Consider the following 16,831-nt stretch of genomic DNA (forward strand, 5'->3'; position numbering starts at 1 on the left):
GGTCAGTGGAGGCGCATTATAGGGAGTTCCTGACAGCCTGCAACCCCTAATTTCAAAAAACTTTTCAACCGTGTTTTTTTTCAGCAAAAATGGGGTAAAAGGCCAGAATTTAAACAATTATTAAGCTAAACATTAACTACCCAAGTTAAACAGTAGAGTAAAATAGAAGTATAAGAAGATAGATAGGACAAAACACCATGCAACTAAATACCCAACAGCAGGCCGCCCAGCGCAATCTTTCGTATCTGCTGGCCGAAAAAATTGGCCAGCGCATTCTCGCAGGGGAATATGAAGCCGGCAGTATATTGCCTGGCGAGATAGAGTTGGGGGAGCAATTTGGTGTCAGCCGCACCGCTGTACGTGAAGCGGTAAAAATGCTCGCTGCGAAAGGGATGTTATTACCGCGTCCGCGTATCGGTACCCGAGTGATGCCGCAAACCAATTGGAACTTCCTTGACCAAGAGTTGCTGACCTGGTGGATGACCCGAGAGAACTTCGATCAAGTGATGCAACACTTCCTTATATTAAGGAGGTCACTCGAACCTCAAGCCTGTTATCTGGCAGCTATCAATGCCAGTGAAAAACAAAAAGCCCTGTTAGCATTATTAATGACAGAAATGTACGAGCTGCATACCCATTTTAATCGCGAACGATGGATTCAAGTGGATGCCCAATTTCATCAATTGATCTATGAGGCCAGTGGTAATCCATTTTTAACGTCTTTCGCTAATTTGTTCAGTTCGGTTTATCACAGTTACTTTCGTTCTATTACCGGCGATGAGGTGATTAAGCTGCAACACCATCAAAATATTGTCGATACCATTCTGGCTGGCGATAGCCAAGGTGCATTGGTGGCTTGTCAGGTGTTATTAAAAGAGAAAGACTAACGGTCAGATATTCTTTATATCTATATAGAGAGGGTACTCACGCCCACCCAATATAATCAGGACGGACAATGATAAAATCTGCGCGCAGCATGGCGGGTCTCCCTTGGATCGCCGCCATGGCTTTCTTTATGCAGGCTTTGGATGCCACCATATTGAATACGGCACTCCCTTCAATCGCTGAAAGCCTTAATCGCTCACCTCTAACCATGCAGTCAGCTATTATCAGCTATACCCTCACGGTGGCGATGTTGATTCCGGTCAGTGGTTGGTTGGCCGATCGTTTCGGCACTCGGCGCATTTTCATTTTGGCCGTTTCATTATTTACGCTGGGGTCATTACTGTGTGCGCTTTCTGGTTCTCTACCATTTTTGGTGGCATCCCGAGTTATTCAAGGGGTGGGTGGTGCCATGATGATGCCCGTCGCCAGGCTAGCACTTATCCGGGCTTATCCGCGCAGTGAGTTATTGCCAGTATTAAATTTCGTCACCATCCCCGGATTAATCGGCCCTGTCATGGGACCATTATTAGGGGGATTATTGGTCACCTACGCCACATGGCACTGGATTTTTATCCTTAATATTCCCATCGGCTTACTGGGTATCTTTTATGCCCGTAAATATATGCCCGACTTCACCATGCCGAAACGCGCCTTTGATATTATCGGTTTCCTGTTATTCGGTAGCAGCTTGGTTATGATATCCGTGAGTCTGGAAATAATGGGCCGACCAGATATTGCCAGTTACCTGCCAGCCACAGTGCTGTTGGGCGGTTTATTAATGCTGCTCTTCTATATATTCCACGCCAAAGGCCATCCTAATCCGCTAATTGGTTTGCCGCTGTTTAAAACCCGAACCTTTTCCGTCGGTATTGCGGGTAACGTAGCTTCACGTTTAGGCACTGGCTGCGTTCCTTTCCTGATGCCACTCATGTTACAAGTCGGGTTTGGTTATTCCGCTATTATTGCTGGTTGTATGATGGCCCCCACCGCCATTGGTTCAATGATGGCAAAATCAGCGGTAACTCAAGTTTTACGTTCGCTGGGTTATCGCACCGTATTAGTGGGCATTACGGCCATTATCGGCGTACTGATAGCCTTGTTTGCTTTTCAATCGCCGGGCATGTCACCTTGGATGATGATATTGCCACTGTTTATATTGGGTATGGCAATGTCGACACAATTTACGGCAATGAACACTATTACTCTGGCTGATTTAACCGATAACAATGCCAGCTCAGGTAACAGTGTTTTGGCGGTAACCCAGCAACTGGCGATTAGCTTTGGCGTTGCCATCAGTGCCGTAGTTTTGCGGTTTTACGATGGGTTGTCGTTTGGGGATAATATTGACCACTTCCACTACACCTTTATTACGATGGGTGCCGTGACATTGCTGTCATCCGTGGTGTTCTTATTACTCAAACCTAAAGATGGAGATAACTTGATTCAGGGCCGTAATGTGAAAAAAATTACGCAACCCGCAGAGAGTGAAGTTTAACGGACGGCGACTGAGCCGCGCTCGATTAGCTCGGGAGTGAGAATCAGAACTTGTGGTTCCGCTTCCGGGTTATTTAGTCGATGAATAAGAGTATCAATAGCCAGCTCACCGAGATCATCTTTTGGTTGATGAATAGTCGTCAACGGTGGCGTCATATATTGTGCAATTTCGATATCATCATAACCAATGACCGCCATGTCCTGCGGAATCGATAACCCAGCCTGATGTAAGGCCTGATAAACCCCAACTGCCATCGCATCATTACTGGTAAAGACCGCTTCAGGGGGCTGCGGCAATGCCAGTAACTGCTTCATGGCAACCAATCCGCCACTAAATTCAAAATCACTGATCACTTCATAATCAGGAAGCACCGGTAGACCCGCGCGATCCATTGCCTGGCGGAATCCTTGCAAACGTTCTTTCGCCGGTGTTTTATCTTGTGGGCCAGCAATACAGGCGATACGAGTATATCCTCTGGCAATCAGGTACGAGGTTGCCATTTCCCCACCTAATAAAGAGTTATCCTGAATGACATCATTCACCCCTTCAAAAGGGGCCCAGTCCATCATAATAATCGGTAGAGAGGGGTAGCAGCGCAGAATATCCTGCGATGGGCGGTGACTTTCGGTACACATCAGCAGCAAACCGTCGACACGTTTTTGCATTAGAGTTTCAATACTACGACTCATGCGATCGATGTCACCCTCGGTATTACACAAAATCAAACTGTAGCCGCGCTCATAGCAACTACGCTCCACACCACGAACCACTTCGGCGTAAAACGGGTTGCTACTGGCAGTGACTAACATGCCGATCGTCCGGGTTTCATTGAGTTTTAAACTGCGCGCTAACGCAGATGGGGCATAGTTAAGTTGCTTGATGGCAGCCAGCACTTTGTCGCGAATAGGATCGCTAACAAAACGATTTTTATTAATAACATGCGAGACTGTAGAGGTTGATACGCCCGCTAAACGGGCGACATCTTTCATGGTGGTCAAAGTTATACCCGACCTTGTAAGAAACTATCGATCTCGGCCCGCCAAGGAATGGAAGGTTGTGCGCCAGGGCGAGTCACTGCAATCGCAGCCGCAGCATGAGCAAAACGGACAGCGGAATCCATTGCCTGGCCTTCCAGTAAAGCAGTCAATAATGCGCCATTGAATGTATCACCGGCGGCAATAGTATCTACTGCATTAACTTTAAAGCCAGCGACCAATTTACCCAGGCCCTGCTCACTAAGCCATACACCACGGCTACCCAAGGTAATGATGACGGTGGCGATACCTTTATCATGCAAAATTTGCGCGGCTTTCGCTGCGTCATCATCCTGCTCAATATGAATGCCCGTTAAGTGCTCAGCTTCTGTTTCATTTGGAGTAATCATATCCACCAGCGATAACAGCTCATCTGGCAGTTCGCGGGCAGGAGCTGGATTCAGGATAACCTGAGTGTGATGCAGCTTTGCCAATTTAGCGGCGGCGATAACCGTCTCAAGTGGAGATTCCAGTTGCATCAATAATGCATCGGCATCAATAACTTGCTGTTGATAACGGCCAAGATACTCTGGTGTTACTGCCGAGTTTGCCCCAGCATGAATACCAATGACGTTCTCGCCTTCACCATTAACAAATATCAGCGCTACCCCCGTGGTAGTGCCTGCTACCGCTTCAATAGGTGCGGTATCAATATTGTCACTGGCTAATTGCAGACGTACCCGGTCACCAATATCATCTTCACCCACACAGGCAATAAACGCGATATTCGCCCCACTACGGCCAGCAGCAACGGCCTGATTAGCACCTTTGCCACCGAAAGCAACTTTATACTGCTTCCCGATCACCGTTTCACCTGGACGCGGAAACTGCTCAATATTCAGAATATGGTCGGCATTAATGCTGCCCAGGACCACCAGTTTACCTGCTTCCATCGTATTTATTCCTTTGTGAATGATGCCGCTGCCGGTACGTTTTGTTTTCCGTTTTAAGGCAGCGGCGTTATATGCCATGCTTTTCGATATTATTAGTGAATGACGATATTATTTAGTCACTAACTTCAGATCTACTGGGATAACGGCCTGGACTTTCTCGCCTTTCAATACTTTATCCGCAGTTTGTACACCAATGACACCAATCTGGTCTGGGCGTTGAGCAATAGTTGCGCCCATTTTGCCACTCTCGACAGCTTTAATACCATCGTCAGTACCATCAAAACCAACCACTAACACATCAGTTTTGCCCGCAGTCTGCAAGGCGCGTAAAGCACCCAGTGCCATTTCATCATTCTGAGCAAACACGGCCTGAACATCTGGATGAGCAGTCAGCAAGTTCTGCATGACGTTCAAACCTTTAGTCCGGTCAAAATCTGCTGGCTGACTAGCCAACAACTGGAATTTGTTTTTTTCCATTGATTGCTTGAAGCCTTCACCGCGCTCACGAGCAGCAGACGCGCCAGCAATCCCTTCCAACTGAATGACTTTGGCATCACTACCGACTTTCTTAGCAATATAATCACCAGCCATTTTGCCACCGAAGCGGTTGTCAGAGGCAACGTGGCTCACCACCGTACCGGCATTAGCCAGGCGGTCGAGAGTTATAACGGGAATGTTTGCCTGATTAGCCATTTTAACCGCGTTGCCCACGGCATCGGAGTCAGTTGGGTTGATCAATAGCAATTTGGTGCCGCGCACCGTTAAATCCTGCACGTTGGCTAATTCTTTAGCTGGGTTGTTTTGGGAATCCAAAATCACCAGGTTGTAGCCCAGTTTATCTGCTTCTTTTTGCGCGCCGTCTTTCATTGAAACAAAGAACGGGTTATTCAGCGTGGAAACAACCAACGCAATCGTGTCTTTTGCCAGCGCGTTAGCACTGACAGTAGCGCTCAATGCAACAACAGAGATCAAAGTAGCCAGTTTCTTCATTTTCATGGTCGCAATTCCTGTAGGGAGAGAGGTTATTTGCTGCTTTTATTGTCTACCAATACCGCAAGCAGGATAACCACTGCTTTGACGATCATTTGGTAGTAAGAGGAGACACCCAATAAATTCAAACCGTTATTTAAAAACCCGAGGATTAATGCGCCGATCAGGGTGCCAACAATCCGCCCTTTACCCCCAGCAAGACTGGTACCCCCCAGAACCACGGCTGCTATCGCATCCAGTTCATAACCGGTACCGGCAGTAGGTTGTGCTGATGATAAGCGGGCAACTTCGATAATTCCCGCCAATGCCGCCAACAATCCACAGAGTGAATAAACAATAATTTTAACTTTATCAACGCTGATACCAGAGAGGCGTGTTGCGGACTCATTGCCCCCCAGCGCATAAATATAACGACCCAGACGCGTGTGATGCAGCATGTACCATGCCGCAATAAAGACAATCGCCATCAGCCAGATAGGTGTTGGGATACCCAATGGGCGACCAATACCGAACCAGCCAAAGGTATCTGCCACATCAGTAAAACCGGTATTTATCGGGCTACCATTGGTGTAAACCATGGTGACACCACGCAGTAACAGCATCATGACCAGGGTAGCAATAAAGGCCTGCACTTTACCTTTCGCCACAATCACCCCAGTGATGCCACCGACAAACGCCCCCAATGCCAGCGCGGCACCCACGGCAACCAGCGCATTAACTTCCAACCCGACAATGGAGGCCGCAACCGCACCGGTCAGCGCCAATAATGACCCCACTGACAGGTCAATCCCTGAAGTCAGGATAACCAGTGTCATCCCGACGGCCATAATGGCGTTGACGGAAGTCTGCTGGAGAATGTTAAACATGTTATTCAGGGTAAAGAAGTTCGGGCTTAGTGACGAAACCACAGCAATCAGCACCAGCAGCGCAATCAGTGATTTTTGTTCTAATAACCATTCCTTACTGAACCAGCGCTTGGTATTGATAGTTTGGGAACTCATATCTGATTACTCCTGCTCTACGCTGTATTGCTTGCCGACGGCAGCTGCCATCAACACTTCCTGGGTAGCCTGTTCAATGGAGAACTCGCCGCTTAGCTGGCCTTCATGCATCACAATGATGCGGTCACTCATGCCCAACACTTCCGGCATTTCCGAGGAGACCAATATGATGCTCAGCCCTTCTTGTTTGAATTGGTTTATTAGCTGGTAGATCTCTTTTTTAGCCCCGACGTCCACACCACGAGTCGGTTCATCAAGGATCAACACTTTTGGCCGGGTCATCAAACCTCGAGCGATAGCCACTTTTTGCTGATTACCACCGGATAACAGGCCAATAGGCTGTTCCATGGAAGGCGTTTTGATATTAAATAAACGAATGAAATCCGCCACCGCCTGCTGCTCATCAGCATGTTTGAGCGAACCGCCTGAACGACTGAAATAACGCAATGCAGTCAAAGACATATTCTCTTTAACTGACATTCCGAGCACTAAGCCATCCCGTTTGCGGTCTTCGGAAATATAAACAATGCCGTTTGCCAAACCATCCTGCGGCGAATGAGTCACCACTTCGCGGCCATCTAACATCACAAAGCCCGATTTACGCGGCAGCGCACCATAAATGATTTTCATCAGCTCAGTGCGGCCTGCGCCCATCAAGCCCGCTACCCCCAAGATCTCACCACTGTAGAGAGTGAAATTGACATTCTCGACCCCAGGGCCGCATAGCTGTTTGACCTGTAAACGTTTTTCGCCGCGCGGTAAATTCAGACGCGGGTATTGCTCTTCCAATTTACGGCCAACCATCATTTCAATCAGAGAGTTTTCAGTGAGTGTATTAACCGGTTTTTCGGCGATAAACTGCCCATCACGGAATACCGTGACGTCATCGCAAATCTCAAAGATTTCTTTAAGACGGTGGGAAATATAAACAATGCCGCGACCTTGCGCTTTCAGCTCCTTAATAACATTAAATAAAGAAGCTGTTTCGGTGTCAGTCAGCGCATCGGTAGGCTCATCCATAATGATGACTTTGGATTCAAAGCTCAGCACTTTGGCGATTTCCACCATTTGCTGATCACCAATCGAAAGCTCGCCCACCAGCCGATGGCTGCTATAGCTGATATTAAGGCGCGCCAACAGTAAATCAGCTTCGGCATACATTTTTTTCCAATCAATGCCGCCAAAACGATTTACAAACTCGCGCCCTAAAAAGATATTTTCTGCGATGGTTAACTGTGGAATCAGGTTAAGTTCCTGATGAATAATGCCAATACCCGCTTCCTGCGACTCTTTCGGGCCATTAAACACCACTTCTTTACCCAAAAAATGCTGACTGCCGGCATCCTTATTGTAGATGCCAGTCAGCACTTTCATCATGGTCGATTTTCCGGCCCCATTTTCGCCTACAAGTGCCATCACCCTGCCAGGATAGACACTTAGCGCAGCACCTGAGAGTGCTTTGACGCCGGGAAAGGCTTTATCAATCCCTTTCAGTTGCAGCAAAGGTTGCATAAACGCCTCAGAAAGTTACGCCGGAGCAGAGAATGATGTTAGCAAAGGGGGAACATTCCCCGCTACGAATCACTGCCCGGCTTTGTTTGGTCTGCTCTTTAAAAGCCTCATGGCTGATATAGTGCAAAGCAATTTGGTTTCCCTGGTGTTGCTCAAGTTGTGATAATTGTGCGAGTAACGTTTCATGGAGTTGCGGATTATTTTTAACAATCTCCTGCGCAAGGTAAGCACTCTCAACCTGCATTTCTTGCGTTACCACCTCAAGAACCTGGAGGAATCCAGGGACGCCTTGAGTCAGTGCCAAATCGATACGTGTGGTGGTTGCCGGTATTGGCAGCCCCGCATCACCTATCACAATCTGATCGGTATGGCCCAGGCGAGAGATAACAGCGGAAATATCAGAATTTAGTAACGCGCCTTTTTTCATTTTCTACTCCAACAGCGAAACGTTTCGCTGATACTGAGTTTAGAAAAATGGCAGCAGAAGGCAAACCCAATTTGATGAAATTGTGATCGCCATCGAAACGTTTCGCTGAACAAATGAAAAGCGGGATGATGAATGTAAAAAAGGCCGTTATGTTTAACGGCCCAGACTGCTGACAAAATCTAATAAAGGGGAATCGTACCGTTGGGGTCGTAGTGGCGTGAGCCACCGAAGTGCCCCTAGGTGCGATCCCCCCTTCAATCACTGAACTATCAGCGACTTTATTATTAACTTCAGTCCGTTATGTTTAACGGCCTTCTAAGTTAAATCTCTACCTGCGTCCCCAGCTCAATAACCCTATTCGGAGGGATCTCAAACTGATCGGCTGCACGCAGCGCATTACGACTAAGGGCCACAAACAACTTGCCGCGCAAGAACAAATACCACGGCCGCTTGGTCAGGATAAGTGACTCGTGGGACATAAAGAATGACGTTTCCATCATCTGGCAAGGTAACCCCTCCAAACCGCAGCGATGGAAAATCTCTTCCACATTCGGGGTTTCGCGCCAACCGTAACTCGCCACTACCCGCCAGAATGTCGGCGAGAGCTGCTCGATAGTTACTCGATTAACGTTATGAACATAAGGCGCATCTTCAGTTCGCAGTGTCAGTAGAACAACCCGATCATGTAACACTTTGTTATGTTTAAGGTTATGTAGTAATGCAAACGGGATAACATTCATCGCCCGAGACATATACACCGCCGTGCCCGGAACCCGTACCGGAGGCGATTTCTCCAATGAGGCAATCATCGCCTCCAGAGAGTTACCGTGTTCGTGCATACGGCGCAGCAAGCTGAAACGTTCACTCTTCCAAGTGGTCATGATGATAAACATCACCAGGCCCAGTGACAGTGGTAACCAACCGCCGGAGAACAATTTCAATGCGTTAGCGGAGAACATTGGCACATCAATAACCAATAACGCCACCAGCAATAAGTAGACAAAGAAGCGGTTCCAGTGCCAATTTTTCAGTGCCACGGTGCAGAACAGAACACTGGTAATAACCATCGTGCCCGTCACCGCGATGCCGTAAGCCGCTGCCAGATTACTGGAACGTTCAAAGCCAACAATCACCAATACCACCGCCAGATACAGTGTCCAGTTAATCACCGGGATATATATCTGGCCTGACTCCATTTCTGAGGTATGAATAATACGCATCGGCGGCAAATAACCTAAACGGACGGCTTGCCGGGTCAGGGAAAAGACACCGGAGATAACAGCCTGTGAGGCAATTACCGTCGCCAACGTTGCCAGTATTAACAGTGGAATCAATGCCCAGTCAGGGGCGAGTAGGAAGAAGGGGTTTTTGATAGCTTCCGGGTTTTTCAATAATAACGCGCCCTGGCCAAAATAATTCAGCACCAATGACGGTAAAACCACAGTAAACCACGCCAACCGAATAGGAAATTTACCAAAGTGCCCCATATCTGCATATAAAGCCTCCACCCCGGTAATTGCCAACACCACCGCACCAAGGGCAAAGAAAGAAACAGATTTATATTCAGTAAAGAAGCTGATTGCCCATTTAGGATTCAGTGCAGCCAATACTTCTGGATTGGCGATAATGCTGCGCAACCCCAGCAGCGCCAGTGTCAGGAACCAAACCAGCATCACCGGGGCAAATAATTTACCCACGCTACCGGTACCGTGTTTTTGAATAACAAACAGTAGGGTTAAAACGGCAATCGAGCAGGGGACAATATAAGGATCAAGTGCAGGCGCGGCAATTTCCAGCCCTTCGATGGCCGACATAACGGATATGGCCGGCGTGATGACCACCTCACCATAAAAGAAGCTGCCGCCAATTAAACCGAGGATAACCAAAATTGAAGTGGCTCTGGAAGAGGTATTACGCCCAGCCAAAGACATTAATGTTAAAATCCCCCCTTCACCGGCGTTATCCGCACGCATGACATAGGTCAGATATTTAACCGAGACAATCAGAATTAACATCCAGAAGATCAGTGATAAAAAACCAAATACCACATCAGGGCGGACATCAAAACCATAATGACCAGAAAAACACTCTCGCAGGGTATAGAGTGGGCTGGTACCAATATCACCATAAACGACCCCTATTGCAGCCAGGGTTACCGCCGATAAAGATTGTTTTTTATGTTCTGTGCTCATAATTGATTTCTTTTTGCTAGAACATCCATAAGCCGATGCGTGCACTTAGTCATCGCTACTGCCTGTTATGTATTCTTATACACCTGCCAAAAGGCGCACAGTATGCACCATTTCAATAGATTGCCTACTCTTAAATCAAACAACAAAAAGCACGAAAATAGATCGACTACAAATAGCTGGTGATATAAAAATATTACTAATCAATGAGCTATCCTATTAAGAAAAACATGCTATACCACTAAGAAAAAGAGGATCTATTCCCCCTGATCAGGTAACAATCAATCAACTAACGGAACATATAGAGCAATTATGGCGCAATCATCACAATTAGCTGAAAGAATCTCCCGCTTGAGCAGTGCCCTTGAAAGTGGTCTGTATGAAAGACAGGAAGCTATCCGCTTATGTTTGCTGGCCGCACTGAGTGGCGAAAGCGTATTCCTGCTCGGCCCTCCGGGGATTGCTAAAAGTCTGATTGCTCGACGCCTAAAATTTGCTTTTCGCAATGCCAGGGCATTTGAATATCTAATGACCCGTTTTTCGACACCAGAAGAAGTGTTTGGCCCACTCTCTATTCAAGCTCTGAAAGAAGAGGGGCGCTATCAGCGCATGACTGGAGGTTATTTACCTGAAGCTGAAATCGTTTTTCTGGATGAAATTTGGAAAGCTGGCCCAGCTATTCTGAATACTTTGCTGACCGCTATTAACGAACGACGCTTTCGTAATGGTGATCGGGAAGACAGTATCCCGATGCGCTTGTTGGTGACGGCCTCTAACGAATTACCCGATGCAGACAGCAGCCTGGAAGCGCTTTATGACCGAATGCTGATCCGCCTGTGGCTGGATCGCGTGCAAGAAAAACAGAACTTCCGCTCATTGCTGCTCAGCCGACAAAATGAAAATCATAATCCGGTAGCGGAAAATCTCAGTATCAGCGATGAAGAGTTTTATCAGTGGCAGCCCTTAATAGACAAAATAGCCCTACCGGATAACTGTTTTGAGCTTATTTTTCAGCTACGTCAGCAGCTCAGCGCACAAGAACAAGCGCCGTATGTCTCTGACCGGCGGTGGAAAAAGGCTCTGCGTTTGCTGCAAGCCAGCGCCTTCTTCAGCGGGCGAGATGAAATAGCGCCAATAGACTTAATTTTGCTGAAAGATTGCTTATGGCATGATTTAAGTTCGCTTAAATTGCTACAGCAACAGCTTGAACAGTTGCTAACAGAGCAGGGATATCAGCAACAGAGCCTATTGATGAAGCTCCAGCATATCCATGCTCAATGGTTGAAACACCAACAGCAACAAAGTGACCATCAAGCGCTGACAGTGAACAAACAAAGCGGTATGTTCAGCCGTAAACCACAATATTCCCTGCCAGACCATCTTACTGATAGCACCCTGACACTATTCCTGCAAAAGCCGCTTAACTTGCATGACATTCAGGTCAATCATCTGCAAATAGAGAAAGAGGCACTGGCGCAGTGGTTAAATAAAGGTGGGGTTTTACGCGCCAAATTAAATGGTGTCGGTTATGCCCAATCTATTGATGCTGAAGTTGATGATCAACTACATATCACGGTGCTGGATGTCAGCCGCCAATCATCAATATTGTCGCAACCCGGAGCTTCCAGCACCAGTGTGCCCCCCGAGTTGCTGGTGGAGTTGGCGGAATTGGAAAATAGCCTGGCTGAGCAACGGCGGCTATTCAGTCAACATCAACCTTGCTTATTCACGCCGTCCTCTTGGTTGGCGAAAATAGAAGCCAGCTTATTGAATGTGGCTGAACAAGTGAAACAGCTACAACAAAAACTACGTGGTCATTGATCTATGCTCAGCCTGGCAACCCTGGATTTGCTGCTATCGATAAGTGAAAGTGAGCTTATCGAAGAGATGGTGGTGGGGTTACTGGCCTCACCGCAGTTAGCCATATTCTTTGAAAAATTTCCGCGCATTAAACGGGCATTAATGAAGGATATCCCTGGCTGGAAGCAAAACTTACAACAGCGAATTCGGGAGGCAAAAGTCCCAGCTGGTCTGGCAAACGAGTTTGCTTTATACCAACAGAGTCAATTGGAAGATAGCTCACTATTTTATGCCCATCTCCCGCAGATTGTGGTGCAACTGCAACAATGGCATTCCCCTTTCGCCACACAAGCTAAAACATTGCTGCATACCGCTGATTTAGAAAGAAATCCCCAAACCGGTGATAGTTTTCAAACTCTCTTTTTACAGCGCTGGCGTGTCAACCTGACCTTACAAACCATCACCATCCATCATCAGCTACTGGAGCAAGAGCGAGAGCAACTTTTAGCTGAGTTACAACAGCGACTTGCGCTCAGTGGTGCTTTGGAACCCATTCTTGCAACCAATGATGGGGCGGCAGGCCGGCTTTGGGATATGAGCCAGGGACATTTGCAGCGTGGTGATTATCAATTATTGCTGCAATATGGCGATTTTCTACAACAGCAGCCGGAATTACAGCAACTTGCAGAGCAATTGGGGCGCAGCCGCAGTGCTAAAGCGCAACCTACTCCTGATGCCCGCTTTGAACCTTACACCGTCATGGTTCGCCAACCTGATACCGTGCCAGAAGAGGTCAGTGGCATTCACCAGAGCAATGATATTCTACGATTATTGCCGACCGAATTAGTTATGTTGGGGATGAGCGAGCTGGAGTTTGAGTTTTATCGCCGCTTACTGGAGCGACGTTTACTCACCTATCGCCTACAAGGTGATAATTGGCAGGAAAAGACCTTGCAGCGGCCAGTCAGCCTTAAAAGTCATGACGAACACCCGCGCGGCCCTTTTATCGTCTGTGTTGATACCTCCGGTTCGATGGGAGGCTTCAATGAACAATGTGCCAAAGCTTTCTGTTTAGCGCTGTTACGTATTGCGCTGGAGGATAATCGCCGCTGTTACATCATGCTGTTCGCGACAGAAATCATTCACTACGAGCTATCATCAGCCAGTGGTATTGAGCAGGCGATACGCTTTCTCAGCCAACATTTTCGTGGCGGCACTGACCTGGCAGCCTGCTTAGCCAGCACTCTGAGCAAAATGGAAGAGCGAGACTGGTATGATGCCGATGCCGTGATTATTTCAGATTTCATTGCCCAGCGCTTACCCGAGGAATTGATCCGAAAAATTAAAATCCAGCAGCAAGCTCATCAACACCGGTTTCATGCCGTGGCGATGTCGGCCTATGGCAAGCCCGGTATCATGCGGATTTTCGATCATATCTGGCGCTTTGATACCGGGTTAAAAAGCCGTTTAATGCGCCGCTGGAAGCGCTAAGAAACTATTTTAGTTCAGTAACCCTGCCCCGACGTTAATTGATAATCCCAAGATCGTCATATTGAAAATAAAGGATAACACTGACTGCAAAAGCACCACACGACGGATATCTGACGTGCCGGTCGAGACATCAGCGGTTTGGGAAGCGACACCAATAGTGAATGAAAAATAAAGAAAATCCCAATAAGTAGGTTCAGTAACCTCTTTAGGGAAAATTAACGGGAGAACAGCGTCTGACTCATCGCGGGATAAATAAAATAGATGGGCATAATGCATAGTAAAAGCAGTTGGCAATAATAGCCAAGAGACCAATAACGTCATTCCAGTAAGGACTAAATGGAATGCTTTGGCCGAACCCGATAATTGATTCGCCGTGCTTAACTCAAACAGAATAACCAGAATACTCGCCAGACACGCCATGCTGACAATACTCAGCACCATGGTGGCACTTTCATCCTGCACACGAGCTATTAATCTGATTTTTTTCGGATCATTGCGCAATAATTGCAGCCATAAAAAGAACAAATAGAGCCACGCAAATATATTCCAACTCACCATCAAGCGCAGTAATACAGTGAAATGCGATGGCAACAGGAAGTAAGTGATTATTCCAGCACCAACGGATAATAGCAGCCTTGGACGCGCATGTGAGTAGTGTTTAAGAGGGTGAAATCGGGCCATAATATCAACAACCTTATAGGTGAAATACCTCAGTATTATGCCACCTACAGCATAGATGAAAGAACTCGCTTATGTTTATAATGTTAAAAACCCGCTATAGCGGCATAAGCCATAACGGGTTGAAATAATTCAGAGATAACCTGGAGGGAATTACAGCAAGCCTTCTACCTGCTCGCTGACGTCTGGCCCCCATACACCACATTGCACCTGACCAATATGCTGCAGTTGCAGCAATAACATCACTAAACGGGATTGCCCAATGCCACCACCGATTGTCTGCGGCATTTCACCTTTCAGCAGCGATTGATGCCATTCCAGTTTCAGGCGATCTTCATCAGATGTCAGCGCCAATTGACGTTTCAGCGCTTCTGCATCAACGCGAATTCCCATGGATGAAATTTCAAAAGCATCTTCCAACACGGGGTTCCAAACAATAATGTCACCGTTTAGCCCGGCAAAACCTTCCCCGCACGGAGAGGTCCAGTCATCATAATCCGGGGCACGAACATCATGAGATTTACCGTCAGCCAATTTGCCGCCAATCCCAATCAAGAAGACGGCACCCAACTCTTTAGCAATGGCGCGTTCACGGCCTTTCGCATCCAGATCAGGGAATTTAGCGCGCAGGCTTTCACTGTGGATAAAATGAATCTGTTCTGGCAAGAAAGGTTTTATATCAAATTCTGCACTGATCGCGGCTTCGGTTTCTTTAATAGCCGCGTAGATTTTGTTAACAGTGGATTTCAGGTAAGCCAGGTTGCGCTCGCCATCACCCATAACGCGCTCCCAATCCCACTGATCGACATACACAGAATGAATGGCACTCAAGCGATCTTCATCAGGACGCAATGCTTTCATATGAGTGTAAATTCCTTGGTCAGCACCAAAATCAAAGCGACCTAAGGTTTTACGTTTCCATTTAGCCAATGAATGAACAACTTCAAAAGTTGCATCTGGCAAGCTTTTTACTTTTACCTGAACGGCTTTCTCTGAACCAGACAGGTTATCTTGGGTACCGTCACCCACACGGCTCAGGATAGGTGCCTGCACCTCAATCAGGCCCAATTGCTGCTCTAATTGACGGGAAAAGAAGGATTTTACAAAACTGATCTGTTGTTGTTTTTGGATAAATTGCTTTTTCATTGTCGTTTTCTCAATTCGTTGCTGTCGATTATGCAAATTGTCTGTTGTGCCGTTTGGCTTGTCATCGATTAAGCAACAGAATGAGGGTTAAATTCAATATCCAACAAACAATATTGCCTTTTCACTTTTAATCATTCATTTTTATGCATCTATAATTAGATAATCGATAAAAAAACGGGGTTAATATGAGTGAAATTTATCAAATCGATAATCTCGATCGCGGCATCCTGAACGCGTTAATGGAAAATGCGCGTACGCCTTATGCGGAATTAGCTAAAAATTTTGGTGTCAGCCCAGGAACAATTCACGTCCGAGTTGAGAAAATGCGTCAGGCGGGGATTATCACCGCAGCCTGTGTTCATGTTAATCCAAAGCAACTGGGTTATGACGTGTGCTGCTTTATCGGCATTATTTTGAAAAGTGCCAAAGATTACCCTTCGGCCCTAAAAAAACTGGATAGTTTAGAAGAAGTTGTCGAAGCCTATTACACCACTGGCCATTACAGCATCTTTATTAAGGTCATGTGTAAATCGATAGATGCACTGCAACAGGTACTTATCAACAAGATCCAAACCATTGATGAGATCCAGTCAACCGAGACGCTTATTTCCCTGCAAAACCCCATCATGCGTACCATCGTGCCCTGAGCACTAAATAACTATACCCACATTATCCACAGGTAGATCCCAGCTGATTCACAGCGTACAATACCGGTTCATTACTTCGGTTGGGTTCTTTATGGCTGACATTACCTTGATCAGTGGCAGTACGCTTGGCAGTGCTGAATACGTTGCTGAACATTTAGCTGAGAAATTAGAAGAGGCGGGTTTCACGACAGAAACACTGCATGGCCCGGAATTAGACGAGCTTACTCTGGATGGTATGTGGCTAATTATCACTTCCACCCATGGTGCGGGTGATCTGCCAGACAATCTTCAACCCTTATTAGAGCAAATCGAGCAGCAGATACCGGATCTCTCGCAGATTCGCTTTGGTGCTGTTGGTTTGGGCAGTTCAGAATATGACACTTTCTGTGGTGCGGTCAGGAAATTGGATCAACAACTGATCACTCAAGGAGCGATTCGTGTGGGTGATATTTTAGAAATTGATGTCATTCAACATGAAATTCCTGAGGACCCGGCAGAGATTTGGGTTAAAAATTGGATTAATTTACTCTAATTTGCTTAAAGATCATGCGAACGAATGTGGATAAGTAAGCTTGAAAGCAGGGTATAAGCAGTACATATCCACATAACAACCTTAGTGACTTAAAGTGCCTGTGCATAACAT

15 protein-coding genes are annotated in these 16,831 nt (G+C 46.8%); 6 read left to right on the forward strand and 9 right to left on the reverse strand.

Annotated elements, in window-relative coordinates:
• The first annotated feature begins 197 nt into the window (after positions 1-197).
• Positions 198-887 (forward strand): FadR/GntR family transcriptional regulator, encoded by a 690-nt coding sequence (locus HU019_RS03385; protein ID WP_174848250.1) that lies wholly within the window; start codon positions 198-200, stop codon positions 885-887.
• A gap of 68 nt (positions 888-955) precedes the next feature.
• Positions 956-2,380, forward strand: coding sequence for a multidrug transporter subunit MdtD (gene mdtD / locus HU019_RS03390; RefSeq protein WP_174848251.1), 1,425 nt, complete (start codon positions 956-958; stop codon positions 2,378-2,380).
• On the opposite strand, the gene rbsR is transcribed toward mdtD, so the two are convergent.
• The 7 genes from rbsR to kup form a co-directional block, all read right to left on the reverse strand.
• On the reverse strand, positions 2,377-3,378 hold the full coding sequence (gene rbsR, locus HU019_RS03395; protein ID WP_174848252.1) for a ribose operon transcriptional repressor RbsR: 1,002 nt from the start codon (positions 3,376-3,378) through the stop codon (positions 2,377-2,379). The two genes, mdtD and rbsR, sit on opposite strands and share 4 nt — an antisense overlap.
• 2 nt (positions 3,379-3,380) lie before the next feature.
• The gene (gene rbsK, locus HU019_RS03400; RefSeq protein WP_174848253.1) at positions 3,381-4,307 is read right to left on the reverse strand and encodes a ribokinase; all 927 of its coding nucleotides are present in this window, start codon (positions 4,305-4,307) and stop codon (positions 3,381-3,383) included.
• 108 nt (positions 4,308-4,415) lie between these two features.
• Complete coding sequence (gene rbsB / locus HU019_RS03405) at positions 4,416-5,303, reverse strand: ribose ABC transporter substrate-binding protein RbsB (RefSeq protein ID WP_005175185.1); 888 nt, start codon at positions 5,301-5,303, stop codon at positions 4,416-4,418.
• A 26-nt stretch (positions 5,304-5,329) separates the two neighbouring features.
• Complete coding sequence (gene rbsC / locus HU019_RS03410; RefSeq protein ID WP_005175184.1) at positions 5,330-6,298, reverse strand: ribose ABC transporter permease; 969 nt, start codon at positions 6,296-6,298, stop codon at positions 5,330-5,332.
• Between the two features lie 6 nt (positions 6,299-6,304).
• The gene (gene rbsA, locus HU019_RS03415; RefSeq protein ID WP_174848254.1) at positions 6,305-7,810 is read right to left on the reverse strand and encodes a ribose ABC transporter ATP-binding protein RbsA; all 1,506 of its coding nucleotides are present in this window, start codon (positions 7,808-7,810) and stop codon (positions 6,305-6,307) included.
• Between the two features lie 7 nt (positions 7,811-7,817).
• On the reverse strand, positions 7,818-8,237 hold the full coding sequence (gene rbsD, locus HU019_RS03420; RefSeq protein WP_174848255.1) for a D-ribose pyranase: 420 nt from the start codon (positions 8,235-8,237) through the stop codon (positions 7,818-7,820).
• A 320-nt stretch (positions 8,238-8,557) separates the two neighbouring features.
• Positions 8,558-10,429, reverse strand: a complete 1,872-nt coding sequence (kup, locus tag HU019_RS03425) for a low affinity potassium transporter Kup (protein ID WP_174848256.1) — start codon at positions 10,427-10,429, stop codon at positions 8,558-8,560.
• Between the two features lie 309 nt (positions 10,430-10,738).
• Between kup and ravA the strand changes: the two genes are divergently transcribed.
• Both ravA and viaA read left to right on the forward strand, forming a co-directional pair.
• On the forward strand, positions 10,739-12,247 hold the full coding sequence (gene ravA / locus HU019_RS03430) for an ATPase RavA (RefSeq protein ID WP_174848257.1): 1,509 nt from the start codon (positions 10,739-10,741) through the stop codon (positions 12,245-12,247).
• A gap of 3 nt (positions 12,248-12,250) precedes the next feature.
• Positions 12,251-13,717 (forward strand): ATPase RavA stimulator ViaA, encoded by a 1,467-nt coding sequence (viaA, locus tag HU019_RS03435; RefSeq protein WP_174848258.1) that lies wholly within the window; start codon positions 12,251-12,253, stop codon positions 13,715-13,717.
• 9 nt (positions 13,718-13,726) lie between these two features.
• On the opposite strand, the gene HU019_RS03440 is transcribed toward viaA, so the two are convergent.
• Together HU019_RS03440 and asnA are read right to left on the reverse strand one after the other, a co-directional pair.
• The gene (locus HU019_RS03440) at positions 13,727-14,398 is read right to left on the reverse strand and encodes a DUF1345 domain-containing protein (RefSeq protein WP_174848259.1); all 672 of its coding nucleotides are present in this window, start codon (positions 14,396-14,398) and stop codon (positions 13,727-13,729) included.
• A 150-nt stretch (positions 14,399-14,548) separates the two neighbouring features.
• Complete coding sequence (gene asnA / locus HU019_RS03445) at positions 14,549-15,541, reverse strand: aspartate--ammonia ligase (RefSeq protein WP_174848260.1); 993 nt, start codon at positions 15,539-15,541, stop codon at positions 14,549-14,551.
• A gap of 185 nt (positions 15,542-15,726) precedes the next feature.
• Between asnA and asnC the strand changes: the two genes are divergently transcribed.
• Together asnC and mioC are read left to right on the forward strand one after the other, a co-directional pair.
• Positions 15,727-16,188, forward strand: coding sequence for a transcriptional regulator AsnC (gene asnC / locus HU019_RS03450; RefSeq protein ID WP_050078711.1), 462 nt, complete (start codon positions 15,727-15,729; stop codon positions 16,186-16,188).
• A gap of 91 nt (positions 16,189-16,279) precedes the next feature.
• Positions 16,280-16,720, forward strand: a complete 441-nt coding sequence (gene mioC / locus HU019_RS03455) for an FMN-binding protein MioC (protein WP_174848261.1) — start codon at positions 16,280-16,282, stop codon at positions 16,718-16,720.
• The last annotated feature ends 111 nt before the right edge of the window (positions 16,721-16,831 follow it).

This window comes from Yersinia artesiana, from assembly GCF_902726545.1.
Classification (GTDB): domain Bacteria; phylum Pseudomonadota; class Gammaproteobacteria; order Enterobacterales; family Enterobacteriaceae; genus Yersinia; species Yersinia artesiana.